The organism is Mesorhizobium sp. M7A.F.Ca.MR.245.00.0.0 (assembly GCF_003997415.1).
GTDB lineage: Bacteria > Pseudomonadota > Alphaproteobacteria > Rhizobiales > Rhizobiaceae > Mesorhizobium.
Map to the genome: position 1 here is coordinate 33227 of NZ_RZTE01000041.1, position 18987 is coordinate 52213.

Genomic DNA, 18987 nt, shown 5'->3' on the forward strand with positions numbered 1-18987 from the left:
CAAACCGGCCATCAAAGCCAATCTCCCCACTCGTGGGGGAGATGTCCGGCAGGACAGAGGGGGCGCCACGGAACGCCAACCATCCCATCCGTCCACAGTCCCACTTAACCCGCCGCGATCAACACCGTACTCTCCGGCGACCAGCGCAGAACGACGTCCTGACCTTCCGCCAGCCTGTCGACACCCGTGTTCTGCACGATCACCTTCAACGTCTGGCCGCCACGCTCGACGAAATAGGTGCTGTTGTTGCCGGCGAAGATGCGCTTGGAAACCTGCCCCTTGAGCATGTTGGCGGTGCCATCCGGTGCTCCGGCATCCGTGGCGATGCGGATGCGTTCGGGGCGCACGGCACAGCTCGCCTTGGCGCCGGCGGCAAGCTTGGCACCCGCGCCGGCGGCAATCGCCGTGCCGTCCGGCAGCCGGATGCCATCGCCCGTCGTATCGCCGCGAAAGATGTTGGCATCGCCGAGGAAGGTGGCGGCGAACTCGCTCTTTGGCCGATCATAAATTTCCTCGGGCGGCCCTTCCTGCACCAGCCTTCCGTCGCGCAATATGCCGATGCGGTCACTCATCGTCAGCGCTTCTTCCTGGTCGTGGGTGACGAAGATGGTGGTGATGCCGATCTCGCGCTGGATGCGCTTGAGCTCAATCTGCATGTCGACACGCAACGCCTTGTCGAGTGCGCCCAATGGCTCGTCGAGCAGCAGCACGCGCGGCTTGGTGACGATGGCGCGGGCGAGAGCCACACGCTGGCGCTGGCCGCCGGAGAGCTGATGCGGCCGGCGGCCACCGAGCTTGCCAAGCTGCACCAGATCGAGAGCGCGCTGCACCTCGGTAGCGATGATCGCCCTGGCCTCGCCGCGCACCGACAGGCCGAAGGCGACATTGTCGGCGACGCTCATATTGGGAAACAGCGCATAGTTCTGGAACACCATGCCGATACGACGCTTCTCGACGGGCACCCGCTCGACGCTCTCGCCGCCGATGGTGATGCGACCCGAGTCAGGAAAATCGAAACCGGCGATCTGCCGCAGCAACGTGGTCTTGCCGCTGCCCGACGGCCCGAGCAGCGCGTAGAAGCCGCCATCGGCGAAGTCGATGGAGACGTTGTCCAGCGCCTTGTGCGCGCCAAAGCTGCGCGAGACATCGGATACCTGCACGCCGGCCATTATTTCTCTCCGCCGAATTTGAAGAACCGCGCCGTCAGCAGCATCAGCGCCATCGACACGACAATGATGATGGTCGAGACCGCGTTGATCTCGGGCGTGAAACCCTTGCGGATCGCGGCGTAGATTTCGACCGGCAGCGTCGTCTGGCCCGGCGTCGCCAGGAAATAGGACACCACGAACTGGTCGAACGAAACGGCAAACGCGAACAGCCCGCCGGCGATGACGCCGGGCATGATCCAGGGCAGCGTGACGCGGCGCGTCACCTGCCACTGGTTGGCGCCTAGTGAGCGCGCCGCCTCTTCCAGCTCCGGCGCGAAGGTCTGCAGCCGGGCCGAGACGACGACGATGACATAGGGCAGCGCCAATGCGACATGGCCGAGCAGGATCGCATGCAGGCCACGGCCGATACCGACGCCGAAGAAGAAAATCAGCATTGCCGTGCCGGTGATCAGCCACGGTATGGCGATCGGCGGAAACAAAAGCGCCTGCAGGAACTTCTTGCCACGAAATTCGTAGCGATAGAGCGCCAGCGACGCCGCCGAGCCGAGCACGATGCAGATGATCGTGGTGATGACCGCGATCTCGACGCTGTTCCAGGTCGCTGCGATCAGTTGGTCGTTCTGCCACAGCGAAGCATACCATTCAGTCGTCCATTCGAACGGCAATTGGTAGAAGGGAGAAACGTTGAACGACATCAGCGCCATGATGAAGATCGGCAGATAAAGAAAGGCGAGCAGCAGCCAGATATAGAGGCGGCCGAGTCCTTCGAGGATGCGGGTCGTCGTCATCACGCGGCCCTCCGCAGCACCGGCGACGCCACCGCCAGGATGACCAGCACCACCGCCAGCAGGATGAAGGAGAGCGCCGCACCGAGCGGCCAGTTGAACACGGCGACGAACTGGTCCTCGATGACCGTGCCGTAGAAGGTGCCGGTGCGGCCGCCGAGGATGCGCGGTTCCATGAACGAGCCGACGACCGGCACGAAGATCAGCGCCGCACCCGCCACCAACCCCGGCATCGACAGCGGGATGATCACCCGCTTCAGCACCTGCAGCCGCGAGGCGCCGAGCGAGCGCCCGGCTTCGACCAGCGAGTCGTCGATCGCCTGCAGCGTCAGGTAGCAGGTCAGCACCATGTAGGGCACGTAGGAGTGCACCAGCCCGATGATGACGGCCGGATAGGAATACATCAGGTCGATGTTGATCTTGAACGGCAGCACCGCGTTGAGCGCGGTGTCGAGAATGCCGCCCTCGCGCAAAACCATCGCCCAGGAAAAGATGCGCACCAACCCATTCGACCAGAACGGCAGGATGACGAGCAGGAAGATCGCCTCGCGGCTGCGCCCCTTCAGCACCTTGGCCAGCACGTAAGCGGCGGGATAGCCGATGACGACGCACCACAGCGTCACTTCGAGGCCAAGGCGCAGCGAGGCCAGCAGCAGCGTCAGATAGAGGCTCTGCGAGAAGAAGGCGGCATAGTTGCCAAGCGTGAACGCCCACGGCTTTCCCGACAGTGGCAGCTCGGTCATGAACGAGAAGAAGACCATGGCGGATAGCGGCAGGAAGATCGCCACCGTCAGCCAGAGATAGGCCGGCGCCAGCAGCGGCAATGCCGATCTCAGCCCGCTTCGCGACGCTGTCGCAGCTGCCATGGTACCCTCCTCCCAGGATTGGAAGAACCAGCCGACGCGAACCGCCGGCTGGCCTGGCTGTGATCTTACTTCACGTCGACCTTAAGCTGCTGCCAGAGCGCCAGATAGGCTTCGCGCTGGGCATCGGTGATCGGCGCCTGGAACTGGATGCGCTTGGCCACTTCGGGATCACCCATGACCTTGCGGTTGAAGGCGTCCTCGGGCAGCGCTTCCACCGCCTTGGTGTTGGCGGAGACGGGAGCACCGACCTTGGTGACCCATTCGACGTAGAATTTCGGGTCGATCATGTAGTTGATGAAGGCCTCGGCGCCGGCGACGTTCTTGGCGCCGACCGGAATGGAAAACGCGTCGAGCCAGGCAACGGCACCTTCCTGCGGCACCACCAGCGAGACCGGCAGCTTGAAATGCGTCTTGGCGCGGTCGGCCGAGCCGCTCCAATAGGTGCCGATGTCGACCTGGTTGGAGGCGACCATCTGGTTCCAGTCGTTTTCCGAGCTCCAGAAGGTCTTGATCTGCGGCATCAGCGAGGTCAGCTTCGTCTTGACCGCATCCATATCCTTGATGTCGTTGATGTTCTGGCCGGTGGCGATGGCGCCGAACTGCACCGCTTCAACGGCATCATCGCGAATGACGACGCGGCCCTTGTGGGCGGCATCCCACATTTCGGCGATGCTCGTCGGTGGCTTGTCGAAGGACTTTTCGTTGATGGCGAGTGCGGTGAGGCCCCATACCCACGGCACGCCATAGACCTTGCCGTCATGGACGAGCATCGGCGATCCCGCCTTGTCCTTGCTGATGTCGGCATAGTTCGGCAGCTTGGAAACGTCGATCGGCTGGATCAGTTTCCCGGCCATCGCCTGGTCGTTGAAGGCCGCGTTGATCATGACCACGTCATAGAGGCCGGGATTGGTCCGGATCTTGGTCAGCATTTCCTGTTCGGAGTTGAAGAAGTCGTTGACGACCTTGTTGCCGGTCGCCTTTTCGAAAGCCTCGACGGCCCACGGTTCATCGGCGCCGTAACCCTTCCAGTTGAGCACATGCACTTCGTCGGCCTTGGCGGCGAACGCAAGTGCGGAGGTAAAGACGGCGGTCGCCGTCAGCAGAGCAGTCAAATCAGGCATGCGCATGGTTGGTTCCTCTCTGTGGGTTTGCCCGGTTCCCGGGCTTGTCAGGCTTTTCCAGCTGTTATGCATTGGCCTTCTGTGTCCGGCCTGCTCCCGATGGATCGGCGGCATGGCTCAGGAATGTCTGGATTTCGCGGTTCGTCGGCGCCGAGGAGCCACCATGGCGGGTAACCGAAATGGCCGCCGCAGCATTGGCATAGCGCGCTGCCTCGAAGGGCGGGGTGCCGCGCGCCAACGCGCTGACAAAAGCGCCGATATGGGTGTCGCCGGCGCCATTGGTGTCGACGGCGTTGACCTTGAAGCCGGCAATGGTCTGCGCTGAGCCATCGGCCAGCCTGATATGGCAACCCTTCGCGCCGGCGCGGATGACCACGCCCGCAGCCCGTGGGCAATGGTCGACCAGAAGTCGTGCAGCGACAGCCTCGACATTGCCCGAACCGGCGATCTCAGCCGCCTCCGTCGTGTTACAGCTCAGCCATGTGGTGCGGGCAAGCACCCGCGACAGGATGGAGCGTGGAATGTCCGAGATGATCGGCGTCGGATCGAAGACGAAAGGGGTTTCGTCCGGCAGTGCCTCGATCCAGTCGGTGAGCGCATCGCGGCTCCTGGGGTAGCTCAGCGTATAGCCGGAGGTGAACACCCAATCGCCCGGTGCCACCGCGACCGGCGCCATCATTTCGAGGCTGAGTATGCTCTCCGCACCTGGCCATGACACGAAGGTGCGTTCGGCGTCGCTGGAGATCATGGCGACGCAATTGCCACTGTCCATCAAGGGCGATGGCGGCGTCAGTGTCGCGATGTTCTCGGCCATGAAGGCGGCGCGCAGGAAGTCGCCATTCGGCCCGCTGCCGAGCTGGCCGCCGAACACCACCTGCATGCCGGTGCGGCTGGCCGCCACCATCATGTTGAAGCCGCCGCCGGCGACCTGGGCGAAGCTCGACGCCGTCTTTTCCATGCCGGGCGCCGGCAGGGCATCGATGCGGTAGACATAGTCGACCACGGCACTGCCGATGTGAACGAGGCGCCCCCTCATGCCGCCGCGTCCTTGCTGGAGCCGGCTTTCGCCGCCCTTGCCGCGACAAGGTCGGCGGCGAGTGCGCCAACCTCTGACAAGTCGATGCCGACAAGCCGGAGGATGTGCTCTTGCGGCAATCGGGAAAAGCCGGTGCAGGCGCCGGCCATACCGGCAGCGATGGCGCCGATCGTATCGGTGTCGCCGCCGAGATTGGCGCTGATGATGGCTGCTTGCCAGGGGTCGCCACGGGCGACTTCCAGCACGGCGAAGGCAGCCGGAACGGATTCCTGGCTGGCGACGCCGGTGCCGACCAGATCGGTGATCAGCCGGATCGCATCCCTGATCGCCTTGCCGCGCACGATGTCCTGCGCCCATACGATGCGCGCGGCGATGTCGCCGCCGGTGACCCAATGTCCGAGCGTCGCCCCTCGCCTCGCCGCCGCGACCGCGCTGGCCGAAGCATCGCGCCAACCGCCGCCGGCGACGCCGCGGCTGACGGCGGCTGCGACGGCTGCGGCCGAGGCTATGGCGATCGAGGTGTTGTGCGTCGCCCGGCAAGTCTCCGCCACCTTGCCGACGAACGTCTCCAACGGTTCAAGCGGCATCATGATGCCGACAGGCGCGATGCGCATGGCCGCGCCATTGGTGTCGCCGCTGCGTCCCGCTTCCTCGGCCGGTACGCCATTGTTGATGGCATCGATGGCACGCTTGGTCGACGGCCCCAAAAGATCATAGCTGCCGCGCGCCTTGACCTCGCGCTCCCAGTCGAGCAGCGCATTGACCCAGCGCGCGTGGTCGAAACGGTCGCCGGATTCGACCAGGATGCGGCCGAGCAGCAGCGCCTGTTCGGTATCGTCGGTGATGGTTCCGGCGGCCAGGCCCTTCGACACCGGATGATCGGCGAAAGGCTCGATGAAATCCTCTACATGGCCGTAGAGTTCGGCAATGCGAGCCGGCGACAAAAGCTGCGTCGGCATGCCGAGCGCGTCTCCCAGCGCTCCGCCGACAAGCGCGCCCATGGCGCGATCGATGGTCTTGCTGGTTGCATCCGACATCGCTTAGAACCTCATATGCAGCGCAAAATGTGCCGGATTGAGCAGGCTGGTGACATACTCGATCGGCCGATCGTCAGCCGCACGCGTCAACCGGCGCCCGCGCAGGAAGGGCGTGCCTTGTGGGCAACCGAGGATGGCCGCATCCTCGGCATTGAGCATCTCGATCTCGACCCATTCCTCGCCATGGTCGGGAATGAGGCCGGCGGCGCGCAGCGTCTGGTGCAGCGAGCCCTCGCGCAGTCCGCGCAACGGTACGTCCTCAAGCTCGGAGGACAATGGCAGCCGGCTGCGCTCGATGGAGATCGCATGGCCGTCGCTGGCGTTGGTGCGCACCCGGTCAACGGCAATGAAGAACGGGCTTTCGATACCAAGCAGCGCAGCCAGATCGGGGTCTTCGATGACCTCCAGCCGCAGCGTCCGCGTCTCGGCATTGGCGCCGGCATCGGCCAGCGCCCGCGACCAGCCGATCGCGTCGTCGACCGGCTTGCCGTCGAAGGTGACGAACGAGCCGATACCGACCCTGGTCGTGATCAGCCCGCGGCTCGACAGTTCCTCGAGGCCCTTGCGGACCGTATTGCGGCTCACGGAAAAGCGCTGGACGAGTTCGTTCTCGCTTTGAAGGCGGTCGCCGAAGCCGAGAACGCCGGAGCGGATCTCATGTTCGAGGACGGTGGCGATCTGCTCGGGCTTGCCCGTGCCGGGAGACAATTGAACCGCGCGCCGTTTCATAAGGGACCTGTTCAATGAACCTGTATAATCCTGTTCAATACAGAGGCCCGGATGCCTTGTCAACGGATGCTGAAGACTGACCGAAAGGCAGCGGAATGGGCGGAATAACCGTGCAGGGCGTGCCGAGAGGCAGGTCAATAGCCCCGAAAGCCGGTCGGCCGTCGCCAAAAGAGGCACACATCCAAGGGGATGGAGCCAGATCCTGATTCAATTTCACCGGGGCAGGCTACGGGATCGACACCTCACGCGGTTCGACGAGGATGTCCGCCTCGATCGCCGCGTTGATGAACGCCGCCCTTGCCGCCGAGACTTCTTTCTTTCCCTCGAGCACGGCCAGACAGACCTTGCGGGCAACCATATGCTTTTGCCCGGTCGCAACCGGCCAGCGGTTCAGCAGGATGTCTGCAGCCTGAGCGACCCGCTCCACGTTGAAGATCGAGTTTCGCGATCGGCCGAGCGCAATCCTGACCGGCTCATCGAAACGCTGATCTTGCACGATGCCACTCCCCAAAGTCGGCATTCATCGATTCGCGGCCTTCAACCCCGAGCAATGTGATAGGTTCCGCGCTAAAGGTGCAAGATGTCCGATTCCAGTGGCCAGAAAAATCCCAGGCTGATCGTCGTGGTCGCCTTCGATCGCGGTGAGGATGGCGAGTTGTTCCCCGCCTTTGGACCCGCCGACCAGCAAAGCGAAGACCGCGCTATACGCACCGCCAAGGCTCTGGCGGCAAAGCATGCCGGCGTCATCGCCTGGAGCCGTGAGGCCGATCCGACGCTAGGCGAATACGGCCCGCCTAACACGCTCTTCGTCAGCGGCGACGTACCTGACATGGAGTAATCTGGCGTCAGGATCCGGCCTGCGCTCAATGCCGCAGCCAGAACGGGGACTTCTCAGAAAACACCCGCCTCTCCTTGAAGCTTGATGCAAGCCGGTTCCTCGCCCATCAAGCAAAAGCCCGCCACGGTGAACCGGAGCGGGCCTTGGAGGAGGACAAGGGGTGGGACCCTCTCCTCTTGTTTCCACGGGGGGGGTGTGGACCGCAATGACCATACGAAAGTTTTGCAGAGTGCAGGATCACAAGCCGGCTTGCCTGCATCACAATCCGGTGCGCGCCGACATTGGGGGCGCTCACGAGATTGCGATCTGTCGGCGACAACCGGGCGGGCCTGGCTAGATGCGCCCGAGCATGACAAGCACGATGACGATGAGCAGCACGAGCCCGAGGCCGCCGCCGCCATAATAGCCGGTGCCATAAAAAGGACCGCCGCCGAGGCCGCTGAAGCCGCCAAGCAGCGCAAGGATAAGAATGATGATCAGTATGGTTCCAAGGCTCATGGCTTTCAGCTCCCGTTAGTGCTGACGCATTGGGTCGAACATCGCGGCCGCGATGTTCGAAGACGAGAACGTTCCCAAGGCTCTACCGCTCCGTGCGATCGTGGCAACGGAAACGGCCATCCAACGTGATGGAAGCCAGAACTTTGATACCGGCACGCCAATGAACGCGGAAAGCCCGCCAGTGTGGCGGGCCTTCCGACCAGCCGGAGGCCAGGAACGTGCGGCCGAGCCTCAGGGCCGGTTCGGCACCTCCAGTCCCGGCACCTCCAGCATCAGCGGCGCGCGATCAGGAGGCAGAGTTGCCGTAGGTCGCGGTCGTAAGCGCCTTCGCTGCCGAGCACGTCGACGCAGCGCTTCTTCATTCGCGCCACGTTGCTATCCGACATCTGGGCCACGACACCCGGCAGGCTCGGCCTGCTGGGGTTTGACGGATTGAACGGATTGCTCGGGTTCGACGGATTGATGCCGCCCCCAATACCCACGCCGACACCGACGCCGACGCCGCTCGTCCCGCCCACATTGGCGCCGAGTCCGGCAGCAATGCCGCCAGATCCTCCAACATTGGCGCCCGCGCCGGCATTGATGCCATTGCTGCCGCCGACCGAAGCGCCGAGACCAGCATTGACACCGCTCGAGCCGCCGACATTGGCACCGGCCCCGGCCTTTACACCACCGCTGCCGCCCACCGAGGCGCCCACTCCGGCGCTGATGCCGCCACTGCCGCCAACGGAAGCCCCGACGCCGGCATTGACGCCGCCGCTACCACCCACCGAGGCACCAACGCCAAGGCCGATTCCCGCAGCATTGGCGGGCAGGGAAAGGGCTAAGATTACCGCACTACCCGCCAACATGTTGGCGACTGTCTTGATGGTGTGAGCCATAACACTCTCCTGTTGTCGTTGCGCTAAAGCAATTGGCGAGAGGCCGATTGCAAGATCAACTACGCGAGGTGGTGAATTTCAGTTTCAGAGAAAGAATACTGAGCCTGAAGCGTGGTATACATCAAAAAAATTTCTGAAATAAAATTGTAATAAAGTTGGAATAATTTCTCTTTACACTAACAGTGCGTAAGACCATTGATGATCGGGCGTTACTCTGCTCGTCTTACTGCGAGGCCGTACACCGGACAGCGCATGAGCCTCTCGCAAGATCAGCAAGACCGCCACGATGATTGCAAGTGGCCAGAGTCTGTCGGCGGATGCGGGAGCGAGAGAGTGCAAGCGTGAGTGCAGGCCGAACGATTCTGCGCTGGCCCGCTTGTCAGACGATCCCGTAGAACAGCCTGTAGTGGACGCGCTTCATATAGTCCCGGTATTCCGGCGTCGCGGCTAACAGCGCCTCTTCGCGCAGGATGCGATGAACCTGGAAGAAGGTGATCGCGGCGTAGACAGCAAGATTGTAGAAGGAAAAGGCCGACAGCAGGAACAGGACATGACCGGCAAGGTATCCGGCATAGATCGGGTGCCGCACCAGGCGGTAGGCACCGTCGGTCATCACGCCGCGATTGCCCGGCAGAATGGCGAAAGAACGCCCTAGCGATATCTTCCCCCAGATCACGAACCCCAACGCCAGGACTTGCAGCGGCGCGGCGGCATAGATCGGGATGATGGCCACGCCCGGTTCCAGGTCGATGAAGCCGACACCGAAGCTGGCGACCACCGAAACAACCACCGTCAGCGGGTTCCAGTCGCGTACCTGCGGTCGCCGCGACAGAAGCAGCCAGGTAAAGGTCAGGATCTCGGAAATTGCCACCAGCGCCACATTGATGCGGGTCGGGTCGAGCATCAGGTGAGATACGCCGCGGTAGACGAACATGCCCGCGAAGGCCAGCGCGCAGATCCGAAAGAAACCTTCGCGCAAATCCACCAGGATTTCGCGCGTTCGGGCTGCGGACAAAATCCTGCCGTCACTGATGTGCGAAAGCGCCTCGCTTTTTGATATGAGCAATGCAAACACCCCAATGATCCCTCAGGGCGACCTTTGCACGCAACCATTGCCGGGCAGTTAATCAACAAGATCAGATCGGCATTAAACTGGCTGTCGGGGAGCCAGGGCGCCACTCCCAGACGACCTGCTCCACGCGGTCGCCCAGAAAGACTGGCGACCCATCTCATTTGATTATGCCAGACTAGCTCAGATAGTCGTTGCGGAAATAGCTCCCGAAATCCGGGCGTTGAGCAACCAGCTTGCCGTCGGCATCACGCAAAATGCCGGACGCGAAGAGATAGCCGCCGATCGCTCCCATCTTGGCCGGATCCATCGTCCCGATGGCGCCGCTTTGGCTGCGCAGATAATGGCCGTCGATCAGCGCCTTCAGTGAGGCGTGGATCAGCGCCGGATTGGTCAACGCATCCTTGTTGGCCGCGATCAGCAGGGCTGCCGCATCTTCGGGGTGATCGACCGCGAACTGGTAGCCGCGCCGCGTCGCCTGGACAAAGGCGGCCGCAGGCTTGGGGTTTGCCTGAAGATAGGCTTCGCTCGAAGAGATCAGTGTCGTGTGCTCGTCAGGCACGCCGTAATCGGCATAGACGAAGCTGCGTTGTTTGACGCCCTTGAGCTCGGCGTCGACACCCTCCCAGGTCGAGACTTCGAGCGTGAAATCGACCGAACCATTGGCCAGCGCCTCATAGGCTGAGGTGCCGAGCGTCACCGTCTCGAAATTGCCCTTGCCGCCATCATGGCGGATGATGGTCGATATCAGGGCGTTTTCCCAGGCGCTGCCGAAGCCGCCATAGGTCAGGCCGTCGAGGTTTCTCGGGCTTACGATCTCGCTGCGGGCCGCATTGAAGACCACGCGGCCGGTTTCCGATTGCACCACCGCATAGACGCCCTTCAGGTCCGCTCCGGCGGTTCTCTGGGTGAACAGGCTGATGGTGCCGTTGATGCCGAAATCGGCGACGCGATTTGCAACCAGCGTGCCCGCACCGGTATCGCTGTAAGGCAGGATGTCGACCTCGAGCCCGGCCTCGCGATAGAAGCCCTTGTCGCGGGCGACGAACAGTCCGATGTGGTTGGTGTTGACAGTCCAGTCGAGGGCAACGGTGACCTTTTGTGCCGATTGTGCTTGGGCTCGCCCCGATCCGGCAACGAGCGGAAGGCCTGTGGCAAGGGTCAGCAACAAGGCCTGCCGGCGCGTCAAGTCAGTCATGATCGTGTCCTTTGGATGGGGTGGCGTTGAGGATGATGTCGAGAATCTCGGCCTCGAGCGTACTTGCCTGGCGCGCGGCATCGCCGCCAAGGCTGCGCGGGCGCGGCAGCGGCACCTTGATTTCACGCACGATGCGGGCCGGGCGCGCCGACAGCACATAGATGCGGTCGGACAGGAACACGGCTTCGCGCACGTCATGGGTGATCAGGAGCGCCGTCCAGCGATGATGCCGCCACATCTGTTCCAGCCAGCGCTGCATGGCCGTGCGGGTCAGCGCGTCGAGCGCGCCGAACGGCTCGTCGAGCAAAAGCATGTCGCGTTGCTGCACCACCGTGCGCAGCAAGGCCGCGCGCTGGCGCATACCGCCGGACAGTTGCGCTGGAAAATGCCGCTCGAAGCCGGCAAGCCCGAATTCGGCAAACAATGGCGCAACGCGCGCCCGCGCCGCCTGTCTCCTCATGCCTTGCACTTCGAGCCCGAGCGTCGCGTTGTCGAGGATGCGCCGCCACGGCATCAGCGCGTCACGCTGCGGCATGAAAGCGAAATGCCTGCCGTGGTCGTCGAGCGGCGCGCCGTCGAACAACATCTCGCCCTCGCCATGCTCGGCGCCGGTCAGAAGCTGGAAGAGTGTCGATTTGCCGGCGCCCGAGGGTCCAAGGATCGAGACGAATTCACCAGCGCCGACGCTAAGCGAAATATCGGCCAGCACGTCGAGCCCACCGAACGCCTTGCGCACATACCGCAGTTCGAGCCGGCTCATCGCCAGGGCCCCTTCCCGGGGGTTTCCTTGCCGGCCCGCTCCCAGGGCATCGCAAGGCGCTGCAGCAGTACAGTCAACCCGAACAGGACAAGGGTCAGGGCAGCGCTCACTCCGACGGCGGCAAGAACCAGGTCAGGACGGAAATTGTTCTTGGCGTTGAGCATGTAGATGCCCAGCCCCTTCGCGGCCCCCGCATATTCGGCGAAGATCGCGCCGACCACGGCGTAGGTGATGGAGATCCTCAAACCAGCGAAGAAATAGGGCAGCGCCGAAGGCAGCCGTGCCAGCACGAAGATGCGCCAGCGCCCTGCTCCCATGGCGCGCAGCATTTGCCCGATCTCGGCCTCGGTCGACTCATAACCCTCGACCAATGCAACCAGCATTGGAAAGAAGGTAACCAGCGCCACCAGCATGATCTTGGGCGCCAGCCCGAAGCCGAACCACAGCACCACCAGCGGCGCGATCGCCACCAGCGGCAAGGTCTGGCTGACGATTAAGACAGGAAACAGCGCACGCCGCAGCGGCTGGAAGAAGTCGACCAGCATCGACAGCACGAAGGCAGCGCTGAGCGAACAGGAGAAGCCGAGCAGCGTGGCGCCGATGGTCGGAATGGCGTTGTCGGCCAGCGCCTGGCGATTGAGCAGCGCTTGCTCGAAAACGCGCGACGGCGCCGGCAGTGTCGTCGGCCTGATGCCGGAATAGGTGGCATAAAGCTCCCACGCCAGCAGGAGCAAACCGACCGAGATCATGGCCGGCATTGCCTTGACAAGAAGGCTCGCGATCGGGCGCGAAGCGACTGATGATGTGGCCACGGGAGACAACCTTTGACGGCAGCGCGAAAGCGCGGCTGGCTCAGACAGCCGACGGGCTGTTGGCCGAGACCGTGACGTCGAGGGTTACGTGGCCGGCGCCTGGTCCGAAGCGGCAGAAGGCCTCGTCCAGCGCCGAAAAGATCGCACCGGCATCACCGCGCAGTTTCGTGCAGAAATGCTTGGAACGCTCATAGACGCCGGACTGCTTGAGAAAATCGATGCAGCCGTAGATCTCGTCCATGTGGTCGTCGGTGCCCATCACATAGAGCGAGAACTGCGCCGCCGCCGACTGGCCGGTGGCAGCAGCATTGCGCACCGCCGCGATGGCCGCATCCTTGCGCGGGCCGAGTGGCCCGACAGGCCCGCCAAGTGCATCGGAGCGGCAGATCGGGTCATCCGGCTCGCCAGGGCACCCGCGCGAGATGGCGGCCGACAACACGCAATGTTTGCCGCTGCGTGCCGCCGCCACGAAGAGGTCGCGCATGGCGGGAAACAGCACTTCGGGCGGCCCGACCAGCAAGGTCGAGATGTCGTCGGTCTCGATCCTGAGCTTGTCGCGCCAGGGATCGAGCGCACCGAGCGCGCCAAGAATGACACCGACGAATTCGTCGGTCATGGGGTATAGGGAAATCTGTGCGCCTGAAAACATCGCCCGCCTCGCTCCGCTGGTATTACCCAGATCAGCTTCTAGGGTCTGTGGGCTTGCCGCCCCCGTCTCAGCCCCGACCGTACGGAGCACCCCTGTGGATGTGCGCCTTAAAGCATCATTGGAGTTCAAGGGAAAGCCGTTTTTTCAGAGCACTGCGCCAAAAGCATTGCGCCAGTCACGGTGCGCCTGAGCGGAATTTTGTCGGGAACCTTCGCCGCCGCGACCGGTTGTCCCCACAGTCGCAACGCGATCACTTTCGTAGAAAACAAGCGACGACTTCACAGAAATGGAGACAAACCATGTTCATGAAAATCCTCGCAGCTTCGGTTCTCACCATTGGTCTGGCCACGTCAGCCATGGCGCAAAGCGCCGGCAGCAACAACGCAAATGGAAGCGGCAGCGGCAAATCGGTGACGGTTGAGCCGAACACGCCGGCTTCACCGAATACGGTCGAGCCGGACACTGTCGACCCGGGCACGACCAACAGCACGACTGGCACGGTAGGGGACATGAATTCGAACGCGGATCAGAATTGCCCGACCAACCCGCAAGGCGCGCAGACGGACGCCGATGGTAACGCGACGGCGCCAACGGTAAACGATAATAATTGTGGCAAGTAACCGCACACGGATGAAGCCGCTGGGCATCGCCCAGCGGCTTCATCCGTTTCTCTGGTCCGCAGCACTCGTTTTGCCGAACAGCCGGATTTGTGGAGCGGGTTTTCCGGCGGGCGGGCGCAAAAACAGGTGTTTTGAATTGAGCAGCCGTTTGAGCACTCTACCGTAGGTAAAATACAGGACCCGACCGTTGGCGAGATCGAATTCCACTGTTCCCCACCGCCTGACCGGAGCCTTTCCTGTGCAAGGCCCCAGCCTTCTGATCTGGAATCCCAGTCTGACTTTGCGCGTTCCGATTTCAAGATAGATGCCTGGCAGAAGGCCGAGCACATGCCATAGCCGTACAACATGCTCGACCGACATGGCCGGCGAGATTATCAGGTGGCTGGGCTGAAGCCGTGCCCAGACGAAGTCGCCTTTCGGCTGCGGCATTCCTGACAACAGCCCCCGGCAGTAGGCCGGCACCGCCTCGCTCACCAGAATCCGCATAGCGGTTGCCGTGCTGTCGACCAAGGCTTCTCTCGAGGTCCAGTCAGCTTCGGAAAACGGCACCTGCCCGAGAATGTCACCCTCGTCAAAACCGGCGGACATCTTGTGGAGCGTGACGCCGCCATGAGCCGCACACCGGCCGTCCACGGCCAAGCGCTGGGTCGGATGTGGCCCTCGATAGTCGGGGAGCAGCGCCGGGTGGAGGTTGACCCCGCCTTTGGAAAAATGGCCAAGAACCTCTTGAGGGATCAAGACAGGCAAAGTGTAGCAGACCAGCACATCGGCGCGGAGGTCAGACAATTGGCGACCAAGCGCATTCCAATCGTAAGGGCGGCCAAATTCGATCAACTTGACAGGCGTGTTACCGATAAACCGCCTGAGCAGCAGCTTGCGTTGCAGCCTTCGCCGGAAATTGCCGATGCTGAAACCGGTGGGACGACGCCGGAACCCAGGCACGATGATCGCGCCAATTGCATTTCCAGCCTCTAGCCAGCCGGCGAGCAGAGGCCCCGTATGGTTAGAGATATCGAGGACAAAAACGGCTGTGATCGGCTCCGAGTGATCGGTCGATTCGATCGGCCTCATCTTCGGCGGCTCAAACGGCCGACAGATCAGGGCGAGCTTGTCAGGTCGGCTGAGTGGAAGGCGATGCCAAGGCAGTGACAACCGAAAGACGCTCGCGTTTTACAAACACTGGCTTTTCGTAGATTTTCTTCACGGCCCGTCTCCCGAAATCAACTCTTCCTGCGCAATTGGACCGCGATACGGCAGGCTGTCAACCACCTGACCGTGTTTGCCTACCGCATCCGCATTCGCCGTTGACGAAGGCGTTCGAAGAGCGCTCGGACGTTGTGAAAGCTCAATGGCCGACGCGACACGGTGCGCTGACTGAAAGGGGTTTGGATGCGATGACCTGCTCGACGACACCGTCGAGCAGCAATGCAGGGCAAATCGCAGTTGCGAATCTACGAAACCGCCGTCTCGCGAACCGGCAGCTTCCAGCCTGGCCTGACGAAGTGGCAGGTGTATCCGTTGGGATATTTCTCCAGATAATCCTGATGCTCGGGCTCGGCTTCCCAGAACGGACCAACGGGTGCGACCTCGGTGACGACCCTGCCCGGCCACAGGCCCGAGGCATCGACATCGGCGATGGTGTCCTCGGCGACGCGCTTCTGTTCGTCGCTGGTGTAATAGATCGCCGAGCGATAACTCGTCCCGACATCGTTGCCCTGGCGGTTGCGGGTCGTCGGATCGTGGATCTGGAAAAAGCGTTCCAGCAGCGTGCGATAGCTTATGATGGCCGGATCGAAATTGATCTCGATGGCTTCGGCGTGGGTGGCGTGGTTGCGGTAGGTGGCGTTGGGCACGTCGCCGCCGCTGTAGCCGACACGGGTGGAGATGACGCCGGGATAGCGCCGTATCAAATCCTGCATGCCCCAGAAACAGCCGCCGGCAAGGACTGCACGTTCGGTCGAAGTCGCCATGTCACGTCTCCTCAAAAGCAATTCCAGGAAAAGTGTGTAGCGGTTTTCCGTCTGGAATTGCGTGAAAGCAAGTGGTCTCGCCATAAATGGGCATTGTCACCTGCTTCGTCCAGCGGACGCGGTGGATCTACCTCAATTGCTCGGTTGGGCGAGGCTGTCGATCAAACCCGGTAGCTTCATGCCAGGCGGAATGGCGGCAAAGCTGATCGCCACCGGTGGTGCCCTGAGCGACCAGTCGAAAAGAACGGTCTTGACCGGGATGTTTCCCAGCCACGCCAGCAGCCGCGGTGGCACGCCGCTCCCGGGCCAGACCAGAAGCATACCGTGATCGCGCAGCCGCTGGCTGGTGATCCAGGGGGCGAGCCGCATGTCGAGGTCTGTGAAGATCGACGGCTTGTCATAGGCGTTGAGGCCCGCCAGCAACGCGATACGGGTATCGCCGCCGACGATGTCGAGCCGACCGGGCACCGCCGCGTGCCAGACCGCCTCGGCTTCGTCCGAAATCTGCCGCGCTGGCCAGCAGACGGCATCCATGCGCCCGCGCAAATTGCAACTCGTCCAGCGGATGCCCGCATAGGCACCGGACATGCCGAGGATGCAGGCGAACGCGCAGATCGCCAGCCGTCGCAGTTCGACGGCGCCAAGCCGGTGACCCAGCAAGGCGATCGCCACAACGCCGACCAGATTGTACATCGGCGCGCCCCACGCCTCGCCGGCGCCGGTAAACAGCGAGGCCACCATGACAAGCACCGCCGGACCAAGCCCCATCCACACGAGATAGGCCAGCGCGCCGCGCTCAATGGGCTGTTCCGGCGCGGGCGAACGCCGCAACAGCCCCGATATCGACAGCACCAGCAATAGGCCGCAGAGCCCCGCCATTTGGACACCGATATAGTAAAGGCGGGCGCGGTGGACCAGCACCCATTCATCGCGGCCGGCGACATAGGTCAGCGGCAGGAAATCGATGCGGTAGAGCTGGATGGCCAGTGGCGCGGCAACGGCGAGGAAAACCGCGAGCCCAAGCCAGGGCCAGGGCGTGGCGAGCCGATTGCGTGCCCGCGTGTCCGACAACAGCCAGATCGCCCCGAAGAGCAACAGCAGCCCGGTGGAAAACTTGGCATAGAGCCCGACGCCCGACACCAATCCGAGCGCCAGCCACCAGCCCGGCCCACCGCTACGGCCCGCACGCCACAGCAGCCAGCAGATTGCGGCCCAGAAGGGCATCTGCGCGTAATCATGATTGAACTGCGGTGTCGGCCAGCCGAAGAAATACAATGACGGCATCAAAAGCACGGCGGCCAGCGCGCGGGTTCTCCCGAGCATGTCGCGGGCCAGCAGGTAGACGAAGACGAAGGTCGCCGAGACGACAAGCTGGGCGAGCAGATATTGCGGCCAGCGGAACGATCCGGTCAGAAGATGGCTGATCTCGAGCAGCCAGCCGGGGAGCTGCGGATGCTTATAGGTCAAAAGCACCCATTCGCGGCCCCACATGAAGCTCTCGACGACATCGCCGGGCGGGGCGGCATCGACAAGCGCCGGCACCACGGTCCAGCACAGGATCTGCGTCAGGCATAAAAGCGCCAGGGCGGCTTCTGGATAGCGCGTCAGCCCCGGCCAGATCGACGACTGCCACCAGTCGCCTGGAACAGAACTGCCGACCGGCAGCCAACCGTTCATGGGTTCGTCGATTCGCGTCATGCGGTGGATAAATCACACCGGACGGTTTTACGAACAGCCCAGAACTTGAAGCTTACGAAAATGTATACTTGGCCGACCATGGCAAAACCAAGATTGAGGCAGAGTTTCGCGCCACCATGCCGCCTCTCCCGTCATCACATGCCAGCAAGACAACAATGGAACACGCCATCCCGCAGCACCCTGAACATGCCGGGCATGGCGCCTTGGGCGTGATCGCGGCAGGCGTCGCCTACGCCTGACCGGTTACCGTCCCCAAAAAGCATCCAGGATTTGAAAAATGCGCCACCACCATGCCGTCATTCACTACCGTGCGCTCGATTTCTGGATGGCCCGGGCGGCCGTTCTCGTCATCATCTGCCTGCAGCTTCTGGTCATCAACAATCTCTCATTCGGGCCGCGCTGGGTGGCGCCCGCGCTGGAGGCGGCCCTGCTGCTGCCCTTGTCGGTGGCCACCGCCTGGACGCAGGCCGCCACCCGAAAGGCGGTCGAGGACCACGAGTGGCATGCGATCGGCCAGTTTCGGGTCATGATCCGCAGAACGGCCCTGACCATGACCGCCATCATCAGCATCATCAATTGCGGTTCGCTGGTCCTGCTGGTGCGTGCCTTGCTGGAGGGCCATGCCGGCAGTAGCGGTACGACGCTGCTGATCGACGCGCTCAACATCTGGGTCACCAACGTCATCGTTTTTGCCTTGTGGTTCTGGAGCACCGACCGCGGCGGTCCGCCGACCTGCGGCCTCGTCAAGCTCGCACAGGCCGATTTCCTGTTCGCGCAGATGACGTTGAACGACCGTGAGCTTCGAGATTGGCTGCCCGGCTTCGTCGATTATTTCTTCCTCGCCTTCACCAATGCGACCGCATTTTCGCCGACCGATACCTTGCCACTCTCCCAGCGCGCCAAGCTGCTGATGATGGCCGAGGCCATGATCTCGCTGCTGACCATCGCGCTGGTCGCGGCACGCGCGGTCAACATTCTGGCTTGATCAGGCCAAAACGCAAAAATGGCCCGCCCGGCGAACCGGAACGGGCTATTTTGGGTTGTCTTCGATGGTTCGATGCCGCGGGAAACGTGCCTCGGCAATTCCGCCAAGCAATCGCCGCCGCACCAGCTATTCGTCCCGCGCGCGGCTGACTCTCCGCACCACGAACTCGAACAGGACGTCCGAAATCCACATGGCGCAGACGCCGATCAGGAAGGCGGCCGCCAGCGTGGTGGTGTCGTCGGCGGGATCGGGCATCGGCAGGCCGG

General features: G+C 62.8%; 22 protein-coding genes and 1 riboswitch. Of the genes, 4 read left to right on the forward strand and 18 right to left on the reverse strand.

The window, feature by feature from the left end; genetic code table 11:
* Positions 1-104 precede the first annotated feature (104 nt).
* From EOB80_RS28160 to EOB80_RS28195, 8 genes are all read right to left on the reverse strand, one after another.
* Complete coding sequence (locus EOB80_RS28160; protein ID WP_127317865.1) at positions 105-1169, reverse strand: ABC transporter ATP-binding protein; 1065 nt, start codon at positions 1167-1169, stop codon at positions 105-107.
* On the reverse strand, positions 1169-1957 hold the full coding sequence (locus EOB80_RS28165) for an ABC transporter permease (protein ID WP_127331072.1): 789 nt from the start codon (positions 1955-1957) through the stop codon (positions 1169-1171). The genes EOB80_RS28160 and EOB80_RS28165 overlap by 1 nt, the downstream gene beginning before the upstream one ends.
* The gene (locus EOB80_RS28170) at positions 1957-2820 is read right to left on the reverse strand and encodes an ABC transporter permease (protein WP_127331074.1); all 864 of its coding nucleotides are present in this window, start codon (positions 2818-2820) and stop codon (positions 1957-1959) included. The genes EOB80_RS28165 and EOB80_RS28170 overlap by 1 nt, the downstream gene beginning before the upstream one ends.
* Positions 2821-2885: 65 nt before the next feature.
* Entirely contained in the window at positions 2886-3947 is a 1062-nt protein-coding gene (locus EOB80_RS28175) for an ABC transporter substrate-binding protein (protein ID WP_127331076.1), read from the reverse strand.
* A gap of 58 nt (positions 3948-4005) precedes the next feature.
* Positions 4006-4977 (reverse strand): PfkB family carbohydrate kinase, encoded by a 972-nt coding sequence (locus EOB80_RS28180; protein ID WP_127331078.1) that lies wholly within the window; start codon positions 4975-4977, stop codon positions 4006-4008.
* Complete coding sequence (locus EOB80_RS28185) at positions 4974-6014, reverse strand: ADP-ribosylglycohydrolase family protein (protein ID WP_127331080.1); 1041 nt, start codon at positions 6012-6014, stop codon at positions 4974-4976. Before EOB80_RS28185 ends, EOB80_RS28180 begins: the two co-directional genes overlap by 4 nt.
* A 3-nt stretch (positions 6015-6017) precedes the next feature.
* The gene (locus tag EOB80_RS28190) at positions 6018-6743 is read right to left on the reverse strand and encodes a GntR family transcriptional regulator (protein WP_127322871.1); all 726 of its coding nucleotides are present in this window, start codon (positions 6741-6743) and stop codon (positions 6018-6020) included.
* A 226-nt stretch (positions 6744-6969) separates the two neighbouring features.
* Positions 6970-7239, reverse strand: coding sequence for a DUF982 domain-containing protein (locus EOB80_RS28195; RefSeq protein WP_027035091.1), 270 nt, complete (start codon positions 7237-7239; stop codon positions 6970-6972).
* Between the two features lie 84 nt (positions 7240-7323).
* On the opposite strand from EOB80_RS28195, the gene EOB80_RS28200 reads away from it, so the two are divergent.
* Positions 7324-7581 (forward strand): hypothetical protein, encoded by a 258-nt coding sequence (locus EOB80_RS28200; protein ID WP_127268781.1) that lies wholly within the window; start codon positions 7324-7326, stop codon positions 7579-7581.
* Between the two features lie 333 nt (positions 7582-7914).
* Here EOB80_RS28200 and EOB80_RS28205 read toward each other — a convergent pair whose 3' ends face one another.
* From EOB80_RS28205 to EOB80_RS28235, 7 genes are all read right to left on the reverse strand, one after another.
* On the reverse strand, positions 7915-8079 hold the full coding sequence (locus EOB80_RS28205) for a DUF3309 family protein (protein WP_127331082.1): 165 nt from the start codon (positions 8077-8079) through the stop codon (positions 7915-7917).
* A gap of 272 nt (positions 8080-8351) precedes the next feature.
* Positions 8352-8960, reverse strand: a complete 609-nt coding sequence (locus EOB80_RS28210; protein ID WP_127331092.1) for a hypothetical protein — start codon at positions 8958-8960, stop codon at positions 8352-8354.
* Positions 8961-9339: 379 nt separating this feature from the next.
* Positions 9340-10035 carry an isoprenylcysteine carboxylmethyltransferase family protein gene (locus EOB80_RS28215; protein ID WP_127331094.1) on the reverse strand — a complete coding sequence of 232 codons (696 nt, stop codon included), beginning with the start codon at positions 10033-10035 and terminating at the stop codon, positions 9340-9342.
* A gap of 172 nt (positions 10036-10207) precedes the next feature.
* Positions 10208-11227 carry an ABC transporter substrate-binding protein gene (locus EOB80_RS28220; protein ID WP_127268777.1) on the reverse strand — a complete coding sequence of 340 codons (1020 nt, stop codon included), beginning with the start codon at positions 11225-11227 and terminating at the stop codon, positions 10208-10210.
* A complete protein-coding gene (locus EOB80_RS28225; protein WP_127331096.1) occupies positions 11220-11987 on the reverse strand; it encodes an ABC transporter ATP-binding protein in 768 nt (255 codons plus the stop codon). Before EOB80_RS28225 ends, EOB80_RS28220 begins: the two co-directional genes overlap by 8 nt.
* Positions 11984-12736, reverse strand: a complete 753-nt coding sequence (locus tag EOB80_RS28230) for an ABC transporter permease (RefSeq protein WP_127331106.1) — start codon at positions 12734-12736, stop codon at positions 11984-11986. Before EOB80_RS28230 ends, EOB80_RS28225 begins: the two co-directional genes overlap by 4 nt.
* Positions 12737-12839: 103 nt before the next feature.
* A complete protein-coding gene (locus EOB80_RS28235) occupies positions 12840-13448 on the reverse strand; it encodes a YkoF family thiamine/hydroxymethylpyrimidine-binding protein (protein WP_127331098.1) in 609 nt (202 codons plus the stop codon).
* A riboswitch (TPP riboswitch) is annotated at positions 13439-13552 on the reverse strand. Its footprint overlaps the gene before it by 10 nt.
* 195 nt (positions 13553-13747) lie before the next feature.
* Between EOB80_RS28235 and EOB80_RS28240 the strand changes: the two genes are divergently transcribed.
* Positions 13748-14068, forward strand: coding sequence for a hypothetical protein (locus tag EOB80_RS28240; protein ID WP_127272385.1), 321 nt, complete (start codon positions 13748-13750; stop codon positions 14066-14068).
* 39 nt (positions 14069-14107) lie between these two features.
* Here EOB80_RS28240 and EOB80_RS28245 read toward each other — a convergent pair whose 3' ends face one another.
* From EOB80_RS28245 to EOB80_RS28255, 3 genes are all read right to left on the reverse strand, one after another.
* On the reverse strand, positions 14108-15139 hold the full coding sequence (locus EOB80_RS28245) for a formyltransferase family protein (RefSeq protein ID WP_127320036.1): 1032 nt from the start codon (positions 15137-15139) through the stop codon (positions 14108-14110).
* Positions 15140-15519: 380 nt separating this feature from the next.
* Positions 15520-16038, reverse strand: a complete 519-nt coding sequence (gene msrA / locus EOB80_RS28250) for a peptide-methionine (S)-S-oxide reductase MsrA (RefSeq protein WP_127331100.1) — start codon at positions 16036-16038, stop codon at positions 15520-15522.
* A 132-nt stretch (positions 16039-16170) separates the two neighbouring features.
* Positions 16171-17715: a glycosyltransferase family 39 protein gene (locus EOB80_RS28255; protein ID WP_127331102.1), complete on the reverse strand. Its 1545-nt coding sequence runs from the start codon at positions 17713-17715 to the stop codon at positions 16171-16173.
* An 89-nt stretch (positions 17716-17804) separates the two neighbouring features.
* Between EOB80_RS28255 and EOB80_RS34660 the strand changes: the two genes are divergently transcribed.
* Both EOB80_RS34660 and EOB80_RS28260 read left to right on the forward strand, forming a co-directional pair.
* On the forward strand, positions 17805-17975 hold the full coding sequence (locus EOB80_RS34660; protein ID WP_164762750.1) for a hypothetical protein: 171 nt from the start codon (positions 17805-17807) through the stop codon (positions 17973-17975).
* A gap of 38 nt (positions 17976-18013) precedes the next feature.
* Positions 18014-18721, forward strand: coding sequence for a hypothetical protein (locus EOB80_RS28260; protein ID WP_127270889.1), 708 nt, complete (start codon positions 18014-18016; stop codon positions 18719-18721).
* The last annotated feature ends 266 nt before the right edge of the window (positions 18722-18987 follow it).

Coding starts and splice junctions, on each gene's coding strand:
- EOB80_RS28190 (WP_127322871.1), bottom strand. CDS start 6,743: ATGAAACGGCGCGCGGTTCAATTGTCTCCCGGCACGGGCAAGCCCGAG.
- EOB80_RS28170 (WP_127331074.1), bottom strand. CDS start 2,820: ATGGCAGCTGCGACAGCGTCGCGAAGCGGGCTGAGATCGGCATTGCCG.
- EOB80_RS28165 (WP_127331072.1), bottom strand. CDS start 1,957: ATGACGACGACCCGCATCCTCGAAGGACTCGGCCGCCTCTATATCTGG.
- EOB80_RS28185 (WP_127331080.1), bottom strand. CDS start 6,014: ATGTCGGATGCAACCAGCAAGACCATCGATCGCGCCATGGGCGCGCTT.
- EOB80_RS28260 (WP_127270889.1), top strand. CDS start 18,014: ATGCGCCACCACCATGCCGTCATTCACTACCGTGCGCTCGATTTCTGG.
- EOB80_RS28255 (WP_127331102.1), bottom strand. CDS start 17,715: ATGAACGGTTGGCTGCCGGTCGGCAGTTCTGTTCCAGGCGACTGGTGG.
- EOB80_RS28205 (WP_127331082.1), bottom strand. CDS start 8,079: ATGAGCCTTGGAACCATACTGATCATCATTCTTATCCTTGCGCTGCTT.
- EOB80_RS28245 (WP_127320036.1), bottom strand. CDS start 15,139: ATGAGGCCGATCGAATCGACCGATCACTCGGAGCCGATCACAGCCGTT.
- EOB80_RS28225 (WP_127331096.1), bottom strand. CDS start 11,987: ATGAGCCGGCTCGAACTGCGGTATGTGCGCAAGGCGTTCGGTGGGCTC.
- EOB80_RS28210 (WP_127331092.1), bottom strand. CDS start 8,960: ATGGCTCACACCATCAAGACAGTCGCCAACATGTTGGCGGGTAGTGCG.
- EOB80_RS28200 (WP_127268781.1), top strand. CDS start 7,324: ATGTCCGATTCCAGTGGCCAGAAAAATCCCAGGCTGATCGTCGTGGTC.
- msrA (WP_127331100.1), bottom strand. CDS start 16,038: ATGGCGACTTCGACCGAACGTGCAGTCCTTGCCGGCGGCTGTTTCTGG.
- EOB80_RS28160 (WP_127317865.1), bottom strand. CDS start 1,169: ATGGCCGGCGTGCAGGTATCCGATGTCTCGCGCAGCTTTGGCGCGCAC.
- EOB80_RS28230 (WP_127331106.1), bottom strand. CDS start 12,736: ATGATCTCGGTCGGTTTGCTCCTGCTGGCGTGGGAGCTTTATGCCACC.
- EOB80_RS28240 (WP_127272385.1), top strand. CDS start 13,748: ATGTTCATGAAAATCCTCGCAGCTTCGGTTCTCACCATTGGTCTGGCC.
- EOB80_RS28180 (WP_127331078.1), bottom strand. CDS start 4,977: ATGAGGGGGCGCCTCGTTCACATCGGCAGTGCCGTGGTCGACTATGTC.
- EOB80_RS28175 (WP_127331076.1), bottom strand. CDS start 3,947: ATGCGCATGCCTGATTTGACTGCTCTGCTGACGGCGACCGCCGTCTTT.
- EOB80_RS28235 (WP_127331098.1), bottom strand. CDS start 13,448: ATGTTTTCAGGCGCACAGATTTCCCTATACCCCATGACCGACGAATTC.
- EOB80_RS28220 (WP_127268777.1), bottom strand. CDS start 11,227: ATGACTGACTTGACGCGCCGGCAGGCCTTGTTGCTGACCCTTGCCACA.